General features: G+C 67.2%; 14 protein-coding genes. 2 read left to right on the forward strand and 12 right to left on the reverse strand.

The features are described 5' to 3' along the window. Both pheT and pheS read right to left on the reverse strand, forming a co-directional pair. Entirely contained in the window at window positions 1-2,424 is a 2,424-nt protein-coding gene (gene pheT / locus DI624_RS05580; RefSeq protein WP_291536547.1) for a phenylalanine--tRNA ligase subunit beta, read from the reverse strand. Beyond that, window positions 2,424-3,500 carry a phenylalanine--tRNA ligase subunit alpha gene (pheS, locus tag DI624_RS05585; protein ID WP_291536548.1) on the reverse strand — a complete coding sequence of 359 codons (1,077 nt, stop codon included), beginning with the start codon at window positions 3,498-3,500 and terminating at the stop codon, window positions 2,424-2,426. Before pheS ends, pheT begins: the two co-directional genes overlap by 1 nt. 202 nt (window positions 3,501-3,702) lie before the next feature. Between pheS and DI624_RS05590 the strand changes: the two genes are divergently transcribed. Then, on the forward strand, window positions 3,703-5,301 hold the full coding sequence (locus DI624_RS05590) for an ATP-binding protein (RefSeq protein WP_291536564.1): 1,599 nt from the start codon (window positions 3,703-3,705) through the stop codon (window positions 5,299-5,301). Window positions 5,302-5,442: 141 nt separating this feature from the next. Here the strand turns inward: DI624_RS05590 and rplT are convergent, their stop codons facing one another. The 5 genes from rplT to DI624_RS05615 form a co-directional block, all read right to left on the reverse strand. Next, window positions 5,443-5,796, reverse strand: coding sequence for a 50S ribosomal protein L20 (gene rplT, locus DI624_RS05595; RefSeq protein WP_291536550.1), 354 nt, complete (start codon window positions 5,794-5,796; stop codon window positions 5,443-5,445). Between the two features lie 109 nt (window positions 5,797-5,905). Beyond that, on the reverse strand, window positions 5,906-6,103 hold the full coding sequence (rpmI, locus tag DI624_RS05600) for a 50S ribosomal protein L35 (RefSeq protein ID WP_291536551.1): 198 nt from the start codon (window positions 6,101-6,103) through the stop codon (window positions 5,906-5,908). A 262-nt stretch (window positions 6,104-6,365) separates the two neighbouring features. Next, window positions 6,366-6,887 carry a translation initiation factor IF-3 gene (infC, locus tag DI624_RS05605; RefSeq protein ID WP_087121347.1) on the reverse strand — a complete coding sequence of 174 codons (522 nt, stop codon included), beginning with the start codon at window positions 6,885-6,887 and terminating at the stop codon, window positions 6,366-6,368. Window positions 6,888-7,012: 125 nt separating this feature from the next. Beyond that, complete coding sequence (locus tag DI624_RS05610; RefSeq protein WP_291536552.1) at window positions 7,013-7,963, reverse strand: glycosyltransferase family 9 protein; 951 nt, start codon at window positions 7,961-7,963, stop codon at window positions 7,013-7,015. After that, complete coding sequence (locus tag DI624_RS05615; protein ID WP_291536553.1) at window positions 7,960-8,931, reverse strand: glycosyltransferase family 9 protein; 972 nt, start codon at window positions 8,929-8,931, stop codon at window positions 7,960-7,962. The genes DI624_RS05610 and DI624_RS05615 overlap by 4 nt, the downstream gene beginning before the upstream one ends. 103 nt (window positions 8,932-9,034) lie before the next feature. Between DI624_RS05615 and DI624_RS05620 the strand changes: the two genes are divergently transcribed. Beyond that, entirely contained in the window at window positions 9,035-9,775 is a 741-nt protein-coding gene (locus DI624_RS05620) for an alpha/beta hydrolase (RefSeq protein ID WP_291536554.1), read from the forward strand. A gap of 156 nt (window positions 9,776-9,931) precedes the next feature. On the opposite strand, the gene aguB is transcribed toward DI624_RS05620, so the two are convergent. From aguB to DI624_RS05645, 5 genes are all read right to left on the reverse strand, one after another. Then, complete coding sequence (aguB, locus tag DI624_RS05625) at window positions 9,932-10,795, reverse strand: N-carbamoylputrescine amidase (RefSeq protein ID WP_291536555.1); 864 nt, start codon at window positions 10,793-10,795, stop codon at window positions 9,932-9,934. Between the two features lie 44 nt (window positions 10,796-10,839). Beyond that, entirely contained in the window at window positions 10,840-11,238 is a 399-nt protein-coding gene (locus tag DI624_RS05630) for a four helix bundle protein (RefSeq protein ID WP_291536557.1), read from the reverse strand. Continuing rightward, entirely contained in the window at window positions 11,239-12,258 is a 1,020-nt protein-coding gene (locus tag DI624_RS05635) for an agmatine deiminase family protein (RefSeq protein ID WP_291536558.1), read from the reverse strand. 148 nt (window positions 12,259-12,406) lie between these two features. Then, complete coding sequence (locus DI624_RS05640) at window positions 12,407-15,736, reverse strand: TonB-dependent receptor (protein ID WP_291536560.1); 3,330 nt, start codon at window positions 15,734-15,736, stop codon at window positions 12,407-12,409. A gap of 168 nt (window positions 15,737-15,904) precedes the next feature. Beyond that, window positions 15,905-17,266, reverse strand: a complete 1,362-nt coding sequence (locus DI624_RS05645) for a capsular biosynthesis protein (protein WP_291536561.1) — start codon at window positions 17,264-17,266, stop codon at window positions 15,905-15,907. Window positions 17,267-17,664 lie beyond the last annotated feature (398 nt).

Raw genomic sequence — 17,664 nt, forward strand, 5'->3', positions numbered from 1 at the left:
TCACGCCCGCAACTTGCCGCCCTGTTTCTCGACCGCGGCCACGACCTTCCTGGTCAGGGCCTCGATCTCGGCTTCCGCCAGGGTGGCGTCGCGCGGCTGGATCACGACTTCCAAGGCGACGGACTTGAAGCCGTCTTCCACGCCCTTGCCGCGATAGACGTCGAAGACGCGGACCTCGGCGATCAGGGCCTTGTCGGCGCCGGCGGCCGCGCGGACCAGGTCGCCTGCGGGCTTGCCCTCCTCGACCACGAAGGCGAAGTCGCGAGTCAGCGGCATCAGGGTCGCCAGGTCGGCCGAGCCCCGCGCCTTCGATCCCTTGCCGCGCGGTTCGGGCACATTGTCCAGCACGATCTCGAAGGCCAGCATGGGGCCGTCGGCGTCCAGCGCCTTCAACACGCGCGGATGCAGTTCGCCGAACTCGACCATCACATTCTTGGGGCCCAGTTGCAGCCGGGCCGAACGGCCCGGGCGCCACCAGTCGCGGTTCTGGCCCTGAACCAGTTGCAGCGCGGCGACCGGGGCGCCGATCTCTTCCAGCAGGGTGGTCAGATCGCCTTTGAGCGTGAACAGGGCGTCCTCGCCCGCGCCGGCCCAGTGACGGGCGGGATGCGGCGCGACCAGACCGGCGACGACGGTGCGCTGATCCGCCGGGCCGTCGCCCAGATAGATGGGGCCGATCTCGAACAGGGCGGCGTCGGCGTGGCCGCGCGCGGCGTTCCTGGCCGCCGCCTGGATCAAGTTCGGCAAGGCCGAGGGCCGCATGCAGTCCAGATCGGCGGCGATGGGGTTCTCCAGCACAAGTCGCTCGTCCCCGCCGCCGAACAGGGCGGCCGTCGACTGTTTGGTGAAGGACCAGGTGACGGCTTCGGCGTAGCCCAGGGCGGCCAGGGCCCGGCGCGCCGTGCGGACGCGGGCCTGGCGCGGGTTCAGCACGCCGCCGGCGGGGCGGGCGACCGGCGGCAGGGCCAGGTCGGGCAGGCTGTCGAAGCCCTCGATCCGCGCCACCTCCTCGACCAGGTCGGCCGGCCCCTCGACGTCGCGCCGCCACGACGGCGGGGTGACGATCCAGGGCTTCCCCTGTCCGGCGGGCGCGGCCTGAACCAGAAAGCCCAGCTGGCCCAGGATGGTCCCGATCCGGTCGTCGGCCAGGTCCATGCCCGTCAGCCGCTTCACATGGGCGGGGTCGAAGGCGAAGGGCGCCGGACTGGCGGGCGGTTCGCCGACGAAGACGATGTCGGACGGCTCGCCGCCGCACAGGTCCAGGATCAGCCGCGTGGCCAGCTCCAGCCCCGGCGTGACCGAAACCGGATCGACGCCGCGCGCGAACCGGTACTGGGCGTCGGAATGGATGCCCAGCGCCCGGCCCGTCTGGGCGACGACCAGCGGGTCGAACCAGGCGCTCTCCAGGAAGACTTCGGTGGTATCGTCGTCGCAGCCGGTCGATTCCCCGCCCATGACGCCGCCCAGGCCGATGGGCCGCTCGCCCCCGGCGTCGGCGATGACGCAGTCGGTCGGCGACGCCGCATAGGTCTTGCCGTCCAGGGCGATCAGATGTTCCGCCTCGCCGGTTTCGGCCGACGCTTGCCCCGCGCGCACCACGATCTCGGTCCCGACCAGCTTGGCCACGTCATAGACGTGCAGCGGGCGGGCGCGGTCGTAGGCGATCAGATTGGTCACATCGACTAGCCGGTTGATCGAACGCAGGCCGATGGCGGTCAGCCGCTTCTGCAGCCAGGCCGGCGACGGGCCGTTCTGGACCCCACGGATCACGCGGCCGGCGAAGACCGGGCACATCTCCGGCGCCTCCAGCCGCACCGAGATCGGCGAGGGGAAGCCGCCGCGCACCACGGCGATGTCGAAATGCTTCAGCTTGCCGACGCTGGCGGCGGCCAGATCGCGCGCGATGCCGGCGACGCCCAGCCAGTCGGGCCGGTTCGGCGTCACCTCGAAATCGATCACGGGTTCGGCCCCGAACAGGCCGGCGACCGGGGTTCCCACCGGGATTTCGGGCGGCAATTCCTGGATGCCGTCGCTCTCTTCCGACAGCTCCAGCTCCGAGGCCGAACACAGCATGCCGTTCGACACCACGCCGCGCACCGGCTTCTCGACCAGGGTCACGCCCAGGCCCGGCACATAGGCGCCGATGGGCGCATAGATGGTGGTCAGGCCCGCCCGCGCATTCGGGGCGCCGCAGACGATCTCCTTCATCCCGTCGACGGTCTCGACCTGACAGACCTGCAGCCGGTCCGCATTGGGATGACGCTCGGCCGAGACGATCCGGGCCACGGTGAAGGGCGCCAGCTTGGCGGCGGGGTCGAGCACCTCTTCGACCTCCAGCCCGGCCATGGTCATGGCCTCGGCGATCTGGTGGACGTCCGCCTCGGTCTCGAGGTGGTCCTTCAGCCAGGACAGGGTGAACTTCATTAGGAAAGGCCGGAAGCAGGATTGGGCGCGGCGAAGGCGGAGAAGCCGTAGTGGGCCAGCCAGCGGGTGTCGGCCTCGAACATCGGGCGCAGGTCCGGCACGCCGTATTTCAGCATGGTCAGGCGATCCACCCCCATGCCGAAGGCGAAGCCCTGCCATTCGTCCGGGTCCAGGCCGCAGTTGGTCAGCACATTGGGATGCACCATGCCGCAGCCCAGGATCTCCAGCCAGTCGTCGCCGGTGTTGAACACCAGCTTGCCGCCGGAACGGTCGCAGCGGATGTCCATCTCGGCCGACGGTTCGGTGAAGGGGAAGTGGTGCGGGCGGAACCGCGCCTGAACCTCATCCAGTTCGAAGAAGCGGGCGATGAAGGTCTCAAGCGTCGTCTTCAGATGACCCATGTTGATGTCGCGGTCGATCACCAGGCCTTCGATCTGGTGGAACATCGGCGTGTGGGTGGCGTCCGAATCCTTGCGGAAGGTGCGGCCCGGCGCGACGATGCGGATCGGCGGCTTCTGCGACATCATGGTGCGGACCTGCACCGGGCTGGTGTGGGTGCGCAGCACCTTGCGCTCGCCCGTCTCGGGGTCCGGCTTCAGGAAGAAGGTGTCGTGCATCTCCCGCGCCGGATGTTTGGGCGGAAAGTTCAGGGCGGTGAAGTTGTGGAAGTCGTCCTCGATGTCGGGACCTTCCGCCACCGCGAAACCCATCTCGGCGAAGATGGCGATCATCTCGTCCATCGTCTGCATGGTGGGGTGGACCCCGCCTTTGCGGCGCGGCCGGGCCGGCAGGGTCAGGTCGATGCGCTCGGCCAGCAGCCGCGCATCCAATTCGGCGGCCTCCAGTTCGGCCTTTTTCGCGGCGATGGCGGCGGACACCCGGTCGCGCAGACCGTTGATGATCGGCCCCTGTTCGCGCCGCTGGTCGGGGCTCATCGCGCCCAGGCCCTTCAGCAGGCCCGAGATCGAGCCGGACTTGCCCAGGGCAGCGACGCGCATTGCCTCCAGGGCCGCGACGCTCTCCGCGCCGCCGATGGCGTTGATCAGATCGAGTTCGAGTGTGGCGAGATCGGTCATTGTGGCTGACGCCTTAGCGGGCGAAAGCCGTTTCGTCACCCTTCATGGCGTCAAGGCGACGGTCCGAGGTCTTTCAGGCGATCGGACGTTTCGATCCGTCAACGGATCGACTGTCGAAAACCCGCCGCGAAAGCTTCATGAACGGCAAAGCCGGCGTTAAACATCGGTGGCTAAGGCGGTGGCGGAACAGGTGGGGACCTTGATGCCGCTGATCGGTGATTTCGTAGACTTGATCGCGCCCGTGGCGCCGTCCACGCCGGGCGCGGAGGTGTTCGAACGGTTCCAGAGCGAGCCGAACACCCTGGCCCTGGCCGTGGTCGACGACGACGGGCGCCCGCTGGGGATCATCGAGCGCAACGCCTTCACCCTGCGGATGGCGGCCGAGTTCGGCCGCGCCCTCTATGCGCGAAAGCCGGCCGAAAGCCTGATGGACCGCAACGCCCCCGTCGCCGACGCCTCGACCAGCGCCGAAACCTTCTTCCAGGCGTATGACGCCGCCGAACTGGGCGCGCTGCTCAGCGGCTTCATCGTGGTGTCGAGCGGGCGCTACGTCGGGGTCGGCACGGCCTTGCAGGTCGTCCAGGCCGGCGCGGCCCTGCACCGCCAGCGCGCCGAGGAGATGGGCGCCCTGGCCCGCGACCTGGCCCTGGCCGAGGCCGAGGCCGTCGCCTCCAGCCGCGCCAAGTCCGAATTCCTGGCGGTGATGAGCCACGAGATCCGCACGCCGCTGAACGGGGTGCTGGGCGTCGCCGCCCTGATGGACAAGAAGCTGGAGCAGGAGGAGCTGCGCCCCTACGTCCGCACGGTGATCGATTCGGGCCAGAGCCTGCTGCGGCTGTTGACCGACGCCCTGGACATGTCGCGCGCCTCGGCGGGGATGCTGACCCTGGAGGAGGAGCCGCTGGACCTGTCGGCCGTCGCCTTCGACATCGACGCCCTGTGGCGCGCGCGGGCCGAGGAAAAGGCCCTGTCCCTGACCGTGCGCACCGACCTGGCCGTCCCTTGCGTCCAGGCCGACGGGATGCGGCTGAAACAGCTTCTGAACAATCTGATCGGCAACGCCCTGAAGTTCACCGCGGCCGGAGAGGTGGCCGCCCTGATCGAAAGCCGCGCGGACGGCCAGGTGGTCCTGACCGTGGACGACAGCGGCCCCGGCGTTCCTGCGGCGGCGGCGGCGACCATCTTCGAGCCCTTCAACACCGGCAAGGCGGGCCGGGAGGGCGCCGGCGCGGGGTTGGGCCTGGCCATCTGCCGCCAGATCGCCGAGCGGATGGGCGGCGACATCGCCCTGACCACCTCGCCCCAGGGCGGCGCCCGCTTCCAGGTGCGCCTGCCGCTGCGCCCTTCGGACGGGATCGGAAAGCCGGTCCCGGACATGGCCGCGCCGACGCCGCACGATACGCTTCACGTCCTGGTCGTCGACGACAACGCCGCCAACCGCTTCGTCGCCGGCAAGCTGCTGGAGATGTTCGGCTGCACCTGCGAAATGGCCGAGAATGGGCGCGAGGCTTTGGACGCCGTCGCCGCCCGGCCCTTCGACCTGGTCCTGATGGACATCAAGATGCCGGTGATGGACGGGGCCGCCGCGACGCGGGCCATCCGCGCCCTGCCCGCCCCGGCCGGCGCCGTGCCCATCCTGGCCCTGACCGCCAACGCCGACGAACGCGACGAGTTGGACTATATCGCCGCCGGCATGAACGGGGTGGCGCAAAAGCCGATCCAGCCCGACGCCCTCTTGAACGCCATCCGCATGGTGCTGGCCGCCGCCGCGGAAACCGCCGCAGAGCGCCAGGCCGCCTGAATTCAGGTCGTCATTCCGGGGGCGCCGGCGGGACGAACCCGACATCCAGAAACGAAAACGCCCGCCCCGGCGAACCGGAGCAGGCGTCGTTCTTTTTGCGCCAGGCTCGCGACGCGGTCGCGCGCGGCTTGAGCGCGAGCCTCAGGCCAGGGCGGCGCGGACCTTGTCGGCGACGGCCTTGAAGCCGGTCGCATCGGCGGCGATGGCGGCCAGGACCTTGCGGTCCAGTTCGATGCCGGCCTTGTTCAGGCCGTTGATGAACTGGCTGTAGGTGAAGCCTTCGACGCGGGCCGCGGCGTTGATGCGCTGGATCCACAGGGCGCGGAAGTTGCGCTTCTTGGCGCGACGGTCGCGATAGGCGTATTGCCCGGCGCGGTCGACGGCGGCCTTGGCCGTGCGGATGGTGTTCTTGCGGCGGCCGGAGAAGCCCTTGGCCTGCTCCAGAACCTTCTTGTGCTTGGCGTGCGAGGTTACGCCACGTTTAACGCGAGCCATGTTGTTTTTCCCTTCGGGAAGTCCCTATCGCGCGCCGCGCGGCGGCTTGCTGCTTGAGGGACTGTTGTTCAAATTCAGTGCGGAAGATCGTCTGTGAACCCGGCGCCGATCAGGCGTAGGGCATGTAGGACTTGATCTTCTTGGCGTCGGCGTCGGCCATGACGGCGGTGCCGCGGTTCTGGCGGATGTATTTCGAGTTGTGGCTGATCAAGCGGTGACGCTTGCCCGCAACGCCGGCCTTGACCTTGCCAGTGGCCGTGAATTTGAAGCGCTTCTTGGCGCCCGACTTCGTCTTCAGTTTCGGCATTTCAGTCTCCTTTTTGGAGGGGCTACCGTCCTTCGGACTACTTGAGCCCATTGGGTGCGGTTGTCCCTCCTGAGTTTAAGAACCGCCCAGGCATGCCTGTTCGCCCGGCGGTTCGGTACGCGAAGGCGCGGCTTCTACGCCAAGACGCCCCGCGACGCAAGACGAGTCTGGCCCGGAGTCTGGCCCGCCGCCTTCGACCGCCCGACAAACGAAACGCCCCGGCTTGCGGCCGGGGCGTTCCATGTTCGGCGAGGAATCGCGATCAGCGCGGGGCCAGGATCATGATCATCTGGCGGCCTTCCATCTTGGGCGCGAACTCGACCTTGGCCACTTCGTCGAAGTCGGCCTGGACCTTGTTCAGCAGTTTCATGCCCAGTTCGGGGTGCGCCATTTCACGACCGCGGAAGCGCAGGGTGACTTTCACCTTGTCGCCCTCGTCGAAGAAGCGGTGCATGGCCTTGGCCTTCACCTCGTAGTCGTGAGTGTCGATATTGGGCCGCAGCTTGATTTCCTTCAGCTCGACGACCTTCTGGCGCTTGCGCTGCTCGGCCTTCTTCTTCTGCTCCTGGAAACGGTGCTTGCCGTAATCGAGGATCTTGGCCACCGGCGGTTCGGAGGTGGAGACGATCTCGACCAGGTCCATCCCGGCTTCCTCGGCGGCTTCCAGAGCGGCGGAGGTGGGCATGACGCCCTGTTTTTCGCCGTTCTGGTCGATGAGCAGAACGCGAGGGGCGCGGATATCCTGGTTCATACGCGGCCCGTCTTTCACGGGCGGCGCTTGCATGGGACGGCGAATGGGCGTCGTTTCCTTATGTGGTCAAAGAAGGCGTATGTCGTGATGAGCGAAATGGCGCGGCGAGCGCCACGTTCCCCTCAAGGCCGGCAATATGACGCCGAGAGGCTGTTATTTCAAGGCTTGGTCGTCGATCCCCCGCCGATGAACTCGGCGTGCAACGACAGAACCGCGGCGAGCACCCGGTCCACCGTCAGCGCTTCGATGGGTTGGAACTCGCCGCGCGTCTGGCTCGAGGCCACGAAGCGGCTCTTCGGCCCCCAGGGCGCCTTGTGCCACCACTCGCTGGGGCCGAAGAGGCCCAGCGTCGGAGTTCCTGCCGCCGCCGCCACATGCATCAGACCCGAATCGTTGCCGACGAACAGGGCCGCGCGCTGGATCGCCGCCGCCGAGGCCAGAATGTCCCCCTTTCCGACCGCATCGATCCCCCTCGACCCGGCCGCCGCCAGGGCCGGCGCCGCCGCAGGCTGGTCGCCGGGGCCGCCCACCGCCATGAACCGCCACCCGTCGAACGCCGGCTCCCGCGCCAGCCGCTCGATCAGCCGCCCCCAGCGCTCGGCCGGCCAGCTGCGCGCCGGGTCCGTCGAAATCGGGGCGAAGGCCAGCACGGGCGAGAGATCCTCGCCCAGGATCGCGCACGCCGCGCGCCGCGCCGCCGCGTCCGGGAATATTTCGGGAGCCAGGGTTCCGGCCGCCCTCATCATCTCCGAAACCATCTCGACCTTGGGCCGCCCCTTTTCCCAGCGCCGGTTGTAGATGCGCCGCTCGCGCGCCCGCAGCAGATAGGCCAGGCCCGAGCCGCGGATGTCGACGACCATGTCCCAGCGGGTCGTCCCGACCGCCTTCAGCAGATCCAGCCAGTGTCCGCCGGCCTTCTTCTTGGGCAGGGGAACGACCCGCTCCACCCCCGGCGCCGCGCGAAACAGGGCGGCCGCCGACGGTCCGCAGGCCACGGTGATGCGCGCGCCCGGCAGCTGGCGATCGATCTCGCGGATCACGCCGGAGAACATGACGCAGTCGCCGATCCGGTCGGAGTTGACGAAAAGGGCGCGCGGCGCATCGCTCATGCCTCGGCCTCCGTTCCCTGCCCCCGCGCGACGAAGGCGTCGTGAAGATCGAGCACGGCGGCGAACACCTGATCGACGGTCAGCGCCTCGATGGGCGCGAACTCGCCCCGACGCGGATTGGCGGCGACGGTGCGCGTCTTCGGCCCGCGCGGTCCGTACAGCCACCATTCCGTCGGACCGAAAAGACCCAGGGTCGGCACGCCGGCGGCCGCCGCCACATGCATCAGGCCCGAGTCGTTGCCCACGAACAGGGCCGCGCGCTGGATCGCCGCCGCCGAGGCCAGAATGTCGCCCTTGCCGACGAAGTCGACGCCGGCCGGTCCGGCCGCCGTCAGGGCGGGCGTCGCCGCCGCCCGGTCGCCCGGACCCGGTCCGCCCACCAGCATGATGCGCCAGCCTGCGAAGCGGGGCTCGCCTCTCAGCCGACGGGTCAGTTCGCCCCATCGTTCGGCCGGCCAGCTCTTTCCCGGCTGCACCGCGATGGGCGCCAGCGCCAGGATCGGGCCGGGCGCCGCAGACGTTTGCGGATCGACGACAGCCGCCGCTTCGGCCCGGGCGCGGTCGTCGATGAACAGTTCCGGCTCCAGCGCCCGGGGGGCGCCCAGAAGCCGCGCGATCATCTCCACCTTCGGCGCGCCGTGTTCCATGGCGCGAGAATAGACCCGCCGCCGCCGCGCGGGCGTCAGCCAGGCCAGGATCGAGCCTCGACCGTCGATGATCAGATCCCAACGGGTCCCGACCACCTGGGCCCAGAGTTTGGGCCAGTGCATCTTGGACTTCAGCTTTTCGACCACCAGGACCCGCTCGACCCCGGGCGCCGAGCGATAGAAGGGCGCCGGCGGTCCGCCCGAGGCCACCGTGATCCGGGCGCCCGGCGTCTGGCGCAGGATCTCGCGGATCGCGCCGGAGGCGATGACGCTGTCGCCGATGCGATTGGGCGCGATGAACAGGACCTTGGGTGCGGGCAAACGAACGGCCTTTGTCGACTTCGACACCCCGTGTGCTGCACCCTCGATCCTCGGGTCAAGCCCGGGGGATGACGGAGGCCGAAAGTCCGGGCACAACGCCGCCATGACCGATCTCCGCTCCCTGTCCCGCCCCGATGGCGAAACCCTGGCCCATCGTCGCGTCGAAGGCGACGGCCCGACCGCCGTCTGGGTCGGCGGCTTCCGCTCGGACATGGAGGGGACCAAGGCCCTGGCCCTGGACGCCGCCGCGCGCGAACGCGGCTGGAACTACGTCCGCTACGACCATTTCGCCCACGGCCGGTCTTCGGGCGACTGGCGCCAGGCCACAATCGGCCGCTGGCGCGAGGACGCCGTGGCCCTGATCGACAGCCTGTCGGGACCGGTCATCCCGGTCGGCTCGTCGATGGGCGGCTGGATTTCGCTGCTGGCGGCGCTGGCGCGTCCGGCGCGGATCAAGGGACTTGTGCTGGTCAATCCGGCCCAGGACTTCACCGAACGGCTGATGTGGCCCGGCCTGGCCGACCACGAACGCCAGGCCATCCTGCGCGAAGGCGAAACCCTGGTCGTCGAAGAGGGGCTGGGCGAATATGTCCTGACCCGGCGCATGTTCGAGGAGGCGCGGGACTGGCTGCTGCTGGACGGGTCCATCCACATCGCCGCGCCCGTCCACATCCTGCAAGGCCGCGCCGACGACGTCGTGCCTTGGCGCCATCAGATCGAACTGGTCGAGCGCCTGACCGGCGGCGACGTGCGCCTGGACCTGATCGAAGGCGGCGACCACCGCCTGTCGACGCCCGCCGACCTGGACCGACTGGTCGCGGCGGTCGAGGCGATGCGCGTCTAGGTCCTCCCCCGTTCGCGGGGGAGGGGGACCACGAAGTGGTGGAGGGGGCGGAAACGAGGCAGACCTCGACCGTTCCACATAGGGTGCGGGGCCCGCCCCCCCACCGCCTACCGCCTACGGCGGTCCCCTCCCCCGCTGAGGCGGGGGAGGATCGGGTCAGCCCTTGCCCGTCAGCACCCCGTACAGGTCCGTGCGCCGGTCGCGGAAGAAGCCCCAGGCGGCGCGGTATTTGTCCAGTTCGTCCAGGTCGAAGCCGTGCACCAGCACCCCCTCCTCCTCGGCGCCCAGGCTTTCCACCAGTTCGCCCTGCTGATCGGCGATGAAGGAATGGCCGTAGAAGGTCTGGCCGACCTCCGTCACCGTCTCGTGGCCGATGCGGTTGGCGCCCACCACCGGCACGGCGTTGGACACCGCATGGCCCTGCATGGCGCGCCGCCAGGGCTGGGCCGTATGCAGGGTCGCGTCGTGCGGCTCGGTGCCGATGGCGGTCGGATACATCAGGACGTCCGCGCCTATCAGCATCATGGCGCGCGCGGCTTCCGGGAACCACTGGTCCCAGCAGATGCCGACCCCGATCCTGCCGAAGCGCGTCTTCCACACCTTGAAGCCCGTGTCGCCCGGCCGGAAATAGTATTTCTCCTGATAGCCGGGGCCGTCGGGGATGTGGCTCTTCCTATAGACGCCCAGCGCCTCCCCGTCCGCGTCCAGCATGACCAGCGAGTTGTAATACTGCGGCCCGTCCTTCTCGAAGATGGACACCGGAATGGCCACGCCCAGGTCCTTCGCCACCGGCGCCAGCGCCGTCACGCACGGATGCTCGCGCCATTCATAGGCGTGGCTGAACCAATGCTCCTCCTGCGACACGCAGAAATACGGCCCCTGGAACAGCTCCGACGGCAGGATCACCTGCGCGCCCTTGGACGCCGCCTCGCGCACGAAGTCGACGGTCTTGGCGATGTTGGCCTGAATGTCCTCGCCGTACGAGGTCTGGATGCCGGCGACGGTCAGTTTGCGGGTCATGCGGGGCTCCGGTGAAGAGTGCTGGTGAGCAAGAGGTGAGCTGATCAACGACGGTCGCCGAGCGATTTCATCAGGCCCGTGGTCATGCGTCCCAGCTCGAACAGGTCGTCCATTATCGCACGAAACGGCGGCTCTTCGATGTATTCGAGACGGCGCGCGATGGTCAGCAGGGTCTCAAGTTCCGCAAGCGAGCCCCGCGCGATGCCGACGAAGTGCATGAACTCTCCGAGCGATCGACGCCCCGCCCATTCAGCGATGTTCGCCGGCACGGAAACAGCCGCTCGACGGACCTGATTGACCAGGCCGTACTGCTCCGACTTCGGCCAATCGGCCGTTGTCCGGTAGAGCGTCTCGGTCATATCCAAGGCGATCTGCCAGACCTTCAGGTCTCGGTGACTGCGGGGCGCGCCCCCGCTCACCCCTTGCTCACTGGCGCTCGTCACTCACGCCGGCTCCTGCTGGGAGATGCAGTGGAACGATCCGCCGCCGGTCAGGATGGCGTTGGACGGCAGGGGGATGATCTCGCGATCGGGGAAGGCCTCCTTCAACGCCTGGCGCGCCATGTCGGCTGCGCGCGCGTCGCCGTATGTCGGCACGACCACGGCGCCGTTGGCGATCAGGAAGTTCATGTGGCTGGCGGGGATCGGGCGCTCGTCCTCGTCCAGCACCAGGCCGGGCGACGGAATCCTCAGCACACGGATCTTGCGCCCGGCCGCGTCGGTCATGGCCGACAGATCGCGCGCCACGGCGTCATAGACCTCGGCGTTGGGGTCGTCCTCGCCCCAGGCGATCGGGCAGGCGACCACGCCCGGCGCGACGAAGCGGGCCAGGTTGTCGACGTGGCCGTCGGTGTGGTCGTTCAGCAGGCCGTCGCCCAGCCACAGCACGACCCTGGCGCCGATCGCCTTTTCAAGCGCGGCGGCCGCGACCGCCTCATCCTGGTTCCAGGCCGGGTTGCGGTTGGGGTTCAACAGGCACTGGCGTGTGGTCAGGACCGTGCCCTCCCCGTCGTGATCCAGGGACCCGCCCTCCATGACGAAGTCGTTCCAGCTCAGGGCCACGCCGGCGTGTTCGCCGATCTGGGCCGCGACCAGATCGTCGCCCGGCATGTCGTATTTGCCGCCCCAGCCGTTGAACCGGAACGCCGCCGCCGTCCTGGACCCTGCGCCGAAGATCGGGCCGGTGTCGCGCAGCCAGACATCGCCGAAGGTCCCCGCCACGACCTCGACATTGTCCACGCCCGCCAGGCGCGCGCGAACCCCGGCCGCCAGTTCGGGCTTGCCGACCATCAGCCTGACCCGTTCCCGCCCCGGCCCGGCCAGCGCCCGAACCAGCCCCTCGACCTCGTCCTGCGCCTGCTTCAGCGCCTCGAACCAGTATTCCGCATGGCTGGGCCACCCCACCCACATGGCGCGGTGCGGAGCCCACTCGGCAGGGACGGCGGCAGGGATGGGAGCGGTCATGCGGGCGTCCTAGACAGGCGGCGACAGGGGGCACGGAGCCGCGCCATATGGCCCCAAGTCCCGCCGACTTCAACGCCGCCGCTTCCAGACAAACAAAAAGGGCGGCCCGCGAACGAACCGCCCTTCTCTTTGCGCAATCGTGCTCCGCTTAGAACTTGTAGCGGACGCCGATCTTGGCTTGCCACACCGAGGAGGTGTTGATCGAGCTAGCCGTATCCTGGCTGAGGCCGTCGTACTGATAGAAGTTGCCGACGCCGGCGGCGCAGTTTGCGGAAGCCCGCTGGCAGTTCCGCGCCGTGACATCCGTGGAATAGTAGGGGAAGGCTAGTTGCTGGATCACACCCCACTCGTCGTTCAGCATGTTGCCGATATTTTCGATGTCGGCATACAGCGACAGACGCGCACCGCCCGGGAAGAAGGCCGGCAGTTCCTGTTCGATATGCAGGTCGAAGGTGGTCACGTCCGGCGACTTGAAGGCGTTGCGCGGCGTGATCTGACCCGCGTAACCGGCCAGACCGGTGCGTTGCAGATACTGGTTGAACGCAGCGAAGTCGAAGCCTGCGGCGTAGCGAACGATGGGATCGCTGCTAGCGGTGACCTGACCCGACGAGTCGGTCTTGGGCACGTAGAACAGGCCGCGTTGTTGCGAGGAGATTTCGCCGAAGAGGGTGTTCACGCCAGTGCCGTAGGCATAGCTGAAGTTCAGGCCCGAGCGACGCTGACCGAACAGATTGATGCGGGTCATGTAGTCGCCGAAGAAGGCGCGGCTGTAGCTGAGGTTCAGCTTGAATGCGTCTTCGATCTCGTAGTTTGAGTCTGAAACGACGATATTGTTCGGATCAGCCACCGCGACCTGCTGGTAGTTCGACTGGGCGACGGACGAGGTGCCCGGGTTACGCTCGGTTGAATCCAAGTAAGTATAGGAGAAGTTGAAGCCCAGCCCGCGAGCCCAGCCGTCGTACCACTCCTTGCTCAAAGAGATGGCGAACTGGTCAGTTTCACCGCCCGTGGTGTTGGTAAGCATGAGCACGGGCTGAGTGAACGGCGTAGCGGTGTCATTGAAGAAGGTCGGACGACCGTCGGGTGCGTTGACGCCCTGTTGACGCGCCAGATTGAGGTCAACCCAGCCCACGGCCTTGTCGATTTCCGAGTGGACATATTCGGCCCGCACGGTCCAGCCTTCGCCGACACCCCAACGGCTCAGATCGAACGTCTGGACGGCGCCCAGCGAGGTCTTCCAGATGGAAGGCGTCTCGAAGGTCGGGTCGATGATGTTGATCAGGCCGGTGCCGAGGTTCGCGCTGGTGGTCACGCGGTCTTTGGCCACCTGGGCGACGTTGAAGCCGTCAACGTTGTCGAGGGCCGCAAACTCATCCCCCTGGCACACCGGGAAGGTGGTGGCGAAGTTGGAGGCGTAGCCGGCGCGCTTGCACTGGAACGTGCCAAGCAGGTTGCCGGTGTTCGTGTAGTTGTTCGAAACCCACACATTCGGCGAACCGCCCTGGAAGCGACCAAAGCCACCGTAAACGGTCAGAGAATCATTGGCGCGCCAGTTGAAGCCGAAGCGCGGCTGCAACACGGATATGCCGTCGATGTTGCTGTTGCTGGCGAAGCCGTAGGTGCGTTCGAACAGCGGGTTGGCCAAGGGCTTGTCGTCCGACTCGTACCAGTCGTAGCGCAGACCGGCGTTGACGGTCAGGCTGGGGCTGATCTGCCATTCGTCTTGGAAAAACAGGGTGTTCAGCGCATAGCTGAAAGAGGCGCCAGCGTCATTCTTATTGTTCGAGGCGGCGTTCTGATAGCCGATAGAGGAGGCGCGGCCGGCTTCATAATCGGCGAGCGAGGCGAACTCGTATTCCGCGTTCGCGAACTGGACGAACAGGTTGAAGATTTCCGTCTCTTCACGCTCGTAGCCGAAGGTGAAGTTGTGACCGCCGTCCGCGCGATAGCTGCCGACGGCGCGATACTGATTGACGTCGTTCGTCAGCGCATTGGCATGCCGCGACCGCTCTGGACCAAAGCGGATCGAGCGCCGCGGCGCCGGGCCGCCGGGGTTGTCCAGATAAACCTGGAAGGCGGCGAAGTCCGAACCGGCCAAGTTCGAGGAGATATTCTCGACCTCCTTGCGCGAGAATGCGAACTCGGTCGAAAAGCGGTCGGTCCAGTCCGAAAACAGCTGAGCCTTATAGGCTACCAGGTTCGACTCAAGCGTGTATGCCGAGGAAAGCAGGCCGACGCTGGGGTAGGTTCCGCTCGTAGATGTATTGTTCAGACTGAGGACGCCGCCCTTGGTCTGCTGATAGGACACGACGGCGCGGTGGCGGTCGTTGATGTTCCAGTCCAGCTTGGCGAAGTATTTCTCGTCCTGGGTGGTCAGTTCGTCGGCGATCGCGTCGAGCGGATCATAGCCGTAGACGTCCCGAGCGATCTGACGGACTTGATTGACCAAGTCCTGAGTGATGCCGGGAACCTCAACCGGGGCGCCCGACCCGACGGGGCCGGTTAGGACCGGTTGGGTGGATTCGAACTTTTCATAGTTCGCGATAAAGAACAGTTTATCCTTGATGATCGGACCGCCGAGGGTGGCGCCCCATGTCTTCTCTTCGAATTCCGAACTCGACAGATCGACATTGCGACGCGCGCCGGTCTGGAAATCGTCGAAGCTGAAGGTGTCACCCTGCATGTCCTGGTCGGTCTTCTCGTAAAAGACCTCGCCGTGGAACTCGTTGGTGCCGGATTTGGTCACCGAGTTGATCACGCCGCCCTGGAACGAGCCATACTGGACATCATACGGCGCGACATCGACGCTGACCGCTTCCAGAACCGAAATGGAGATGGGCGAACGAACGGTCGGATAGCCGCTGGCGGCCAGGCCGAAGTCGTCGCCTTGGCGAATACCGTCCACCAGGAAGGCGTTCATCCTGTTGCTCTGCCCGCCGATCGACAGGGCGTCGTTGTTCGACGGATCGACGGTGGCGAAGGGCGTCGTGCGGACGAAGTCGCGGATGTCGCGACTGACGCTCGGCAGAGTCTCGATGTCGGCCAGGCCGATGTTGGAGCGCGGCGAGGTGCGCAGACCGCCGCCGGCCGAACCTGTCACCACGATTTCGCCCAAATCCGAGGCGCCGCCCGTTTCCGCGCCAGCCACAACCAATTCGACAGCGACGGCCGTGCCGATACCGATCGAGGCGACCTGAGTGACCGCATCGCCAGCCGCCGATGTGCTGCGGACCACATAAGGACCGCCAACGCGCAGGTTGCGGGCCGAGAACTGACCATTTGCGTCTGCGACAGTTGTCGCAACCGTGCCGGTCGGCACGTGCGTGATGGTGATGACGGCGCCTGCGATGGGCGCACCCGCAGCGTTATAAACGCCGCCCGACAAGGCGCCGGTCGTTTCCTGAGCGAAGGCGGCCGTCGAGGCAGACATCAAGATGGCGACGGCGGAGGCGCCGTACGCCAGGTTGCGGAAGGTCATAAGCTATCCCCAGCTGGTGGACCGAAAAATGGTCTAGGACATGATCGGCATGTCGCAATCCAGCCTCCTCTAGGACCGATGTCGGAACCTGGGGCGACAGTTATGTGACAACAATATGACACGCACGAAGGGTGGTCTTGGCGCCACACCTGAGCCTGGTTTCAACGCCTAGCGACCGGCGCGCTCGAAGACCTCGGCGACGCCGCGGGCGGTGGGCAATATGGCGTGGGGCTCGTGAAAGTTGCCGTTCACCTGGCTCTGGGCGATGACGTGGGCGCGGAATCGGGTGAACAGGGCCGCGTCCGGCGCCTCGGGGGCGGACCAGAAGTCGTCGAGGGGCTTCTGATCGGTCAGGCCTTCGAAATCGAAGAAGGCGTCGCCCATCACCTTGACCGGCGTGTGGAATCCCAGGGCCGACAGGGCGGCGCTGGAGTTGTTCACCACCATGCCCTGCGAGGCGCGGCACAGAGCCGCCAGATTGCCGCCGTCGATGAAATCGACGCGCCCCTCCAGCCCATGCTCCCGGGCCAGACGAAGCGTGATCTTTCGCAGGTCGATGACGCCCGGGTCCAACGGGTGGTTCTTGATCACCAGCCGGGTCGCGGCGGGCGCCTTGTGCGCGAAGCTTCCGATGACCGCCGCCAGGAAGGCGCAGTTGTCGGCGTAACGCGAATAGCGCAGCAATTGGGCGTCGCCCTCGCGCTGCAGGCAGGCGATGAAGAAGTCGCCCCGCGCCTTGATGACGTCGGCGTCGCAGTTCTCGGGCCGGCGGAACGCCAGGCTGATGTAGCGGCGAATATGGCCCCAGCACTGTTTCAGGGGCGAGAAGACATAGGGCGCGGCGTAGTTCGGAAACAGCGGGCCGCCCAGGATCTGCACCGTATGATAGGCGCTGATGTTGGCGACGTGGTGCGGCAGGATCTTGCCGACCTGATGCGGCTCGGGCAGAAGCGGCGCCGGTTCGGGATAGCCGTCGCGGAACCGCGGCAGGGCGCTGGAGCCATTGACGCCGTTGCGCTCCACCGTGACCCAGTCGGGGCGGAAATAGCCGTTCTCCAGCACCCAGATACGGCACGAAAGGCCGTCCGCCGCCGCCAGGACGGCGCGATTGTAAGGTCCCGCCTCGCCGAACACGATGACGTCGGTGTAGGCGTCAAGCGCCGAGATCGAATCGGCCCAGGCCTGGGCCGCACCCTTGAACGCGATCCCGCCCGCGCGCCGCCAGTTCAAGGCGTCGCCCGCGTTGAAGATCATGCGGTTCACCTGGGCGCCCTGCCCTTCCAGCACTCCCGCCAGGGCCATGCCGAAGGCGCCGAAGGGCGCCGTGACGATCAGAAAACGACGGCCGGCCAGACCTGCCCGCGCATGCAGCGGCGGGGTCGACGGGAAGGTGGAAATCGTCGCCGATACGCCGGACTGGGGGACACGGGCGCGCGAGGCCGGCCCGCGCTGAGGCGGTTCCGCGCGCAGGCGGTAACGGCGGCGACGGCGCGCCGACAATAGTCTGGAGGACGATCTGAGGTCCGACATCTAAATCGTCTTGGCCTCCGACGGTCCAGACTTCAGGGCCGGCCCGCTGGCGCGGCCGATGCAATCGGGACGTTCAAGGCAGGCGGTCATCACCTGACTTGTGTCGCCACGTTTCCGCGCGATCAACAGAAAATATCGACCCCGGCGACGTTTCCCGGAATGGGGCGGGGCGCCGTCGCCCGAACGCACGAAAACCGCCATCGCTGTTGAGGCGACGGCGGCTCCATGTCTCTGGATCGACACTTTCATCGTCCCCGGTCGGCCGGTCTGGTTTGTCCAGACCGGCTTTCCGTCGGATATTAGAAGTTGATGTCGATGGTCGCGCGGCGGTTGAGCGGTTCGCGCACGCCGTCGGCGGTGGGCTTGGCCAGGTTGGTTTCGCCCTTGCCGTCCAGGGC

Source organism: Brevundimonas sp. (assembly GCF_003248455.1).
GTDB lineage: Bacteria > Pseudomonadota > Alphaproteobacteria > Caulobacterales > Caulobacteraceae > Brevundimonas.

Coding starts and splice junctions, on each gene's coding strand:
- pheT (WP_291536547.1), bottom strand. CDS start 2,424: ATGAAGTTCACCCTGTCCTGGCTGAAGGACCACCTCGAGACCGAGGCG.
- pheS (WP_291536548.1), bottom strand. CDS start 3,500: ATGACCGATCTCGCCACACTCGAACTCGATCTGATCAACGCCATCGGC.
- DI624_RS05590 (WP_291536564.1), top strand. CDS start 3,703: ATGCCGCTGATCGGTGATTTCGTAGACTTGATCGCGCCCGTGGCGCCG.
- rplT (WP_291536550.1), bottom strand. CDS start 5,796: ATGGCTCGCGTTAAACGTGGCGTAACCTCGCACGCCAAGCACAAGAAG.
- rpmI (WP_291536551.1), bottom strand. CDS start 6,103: ATGCCGAAACTGAAGACGAAGTCGGGCGCCAAGAAGCGCTTCAAATTC.
- infC (WP_087121347.1), bottom strand. CDS start 6,887: ATGCAAGCGCCGCCCGTGAAAGACGGGCCGCGTATGAACCAGGATATC.
- DI624_RS05610 (WP_291536552.1), bottom strand. CDS start 7,963: ATGAGCGATGCGCCGCGCGCCCTTTTCGTCAACTCCGACCGGATCGGC.
- DI624_RS05620 (WP_291536554.1), top strand. CDS start 9,035: ATGACCGATCTCCGCTCCCTGTCCCGCCCCGATGGCGAAACCCTGGCC.
- aguB (WP_291536555.1), bottom strand. CDS start 10,795: ATGACCCGCAAACTGACCGTCGCCGGCATCCAGACCTCGTACGGCGAG.
- DI624_RS05635 (WP_291536558.1), bottom strand. CDS start 12,258: ATGACCGCTCCCATCCCTGCCGCCGTCCCTGCCGAGTGGGCTCCGCAC.
- DI624_RS05640 (WP_291536560.1), bottom strand. CDS start 15,736: ATGACCTTCCGCAACCTGGCGTACGGCGCCTCCGCCGTCGCCATCTTG.
- DI624_RS05645 (WP_291536561.1), bottom strand. CDS start 17,266: ATGTCGGACCTCAGATCGTCCTCCAGACTATTGTCGGCGCGCCGTCGC.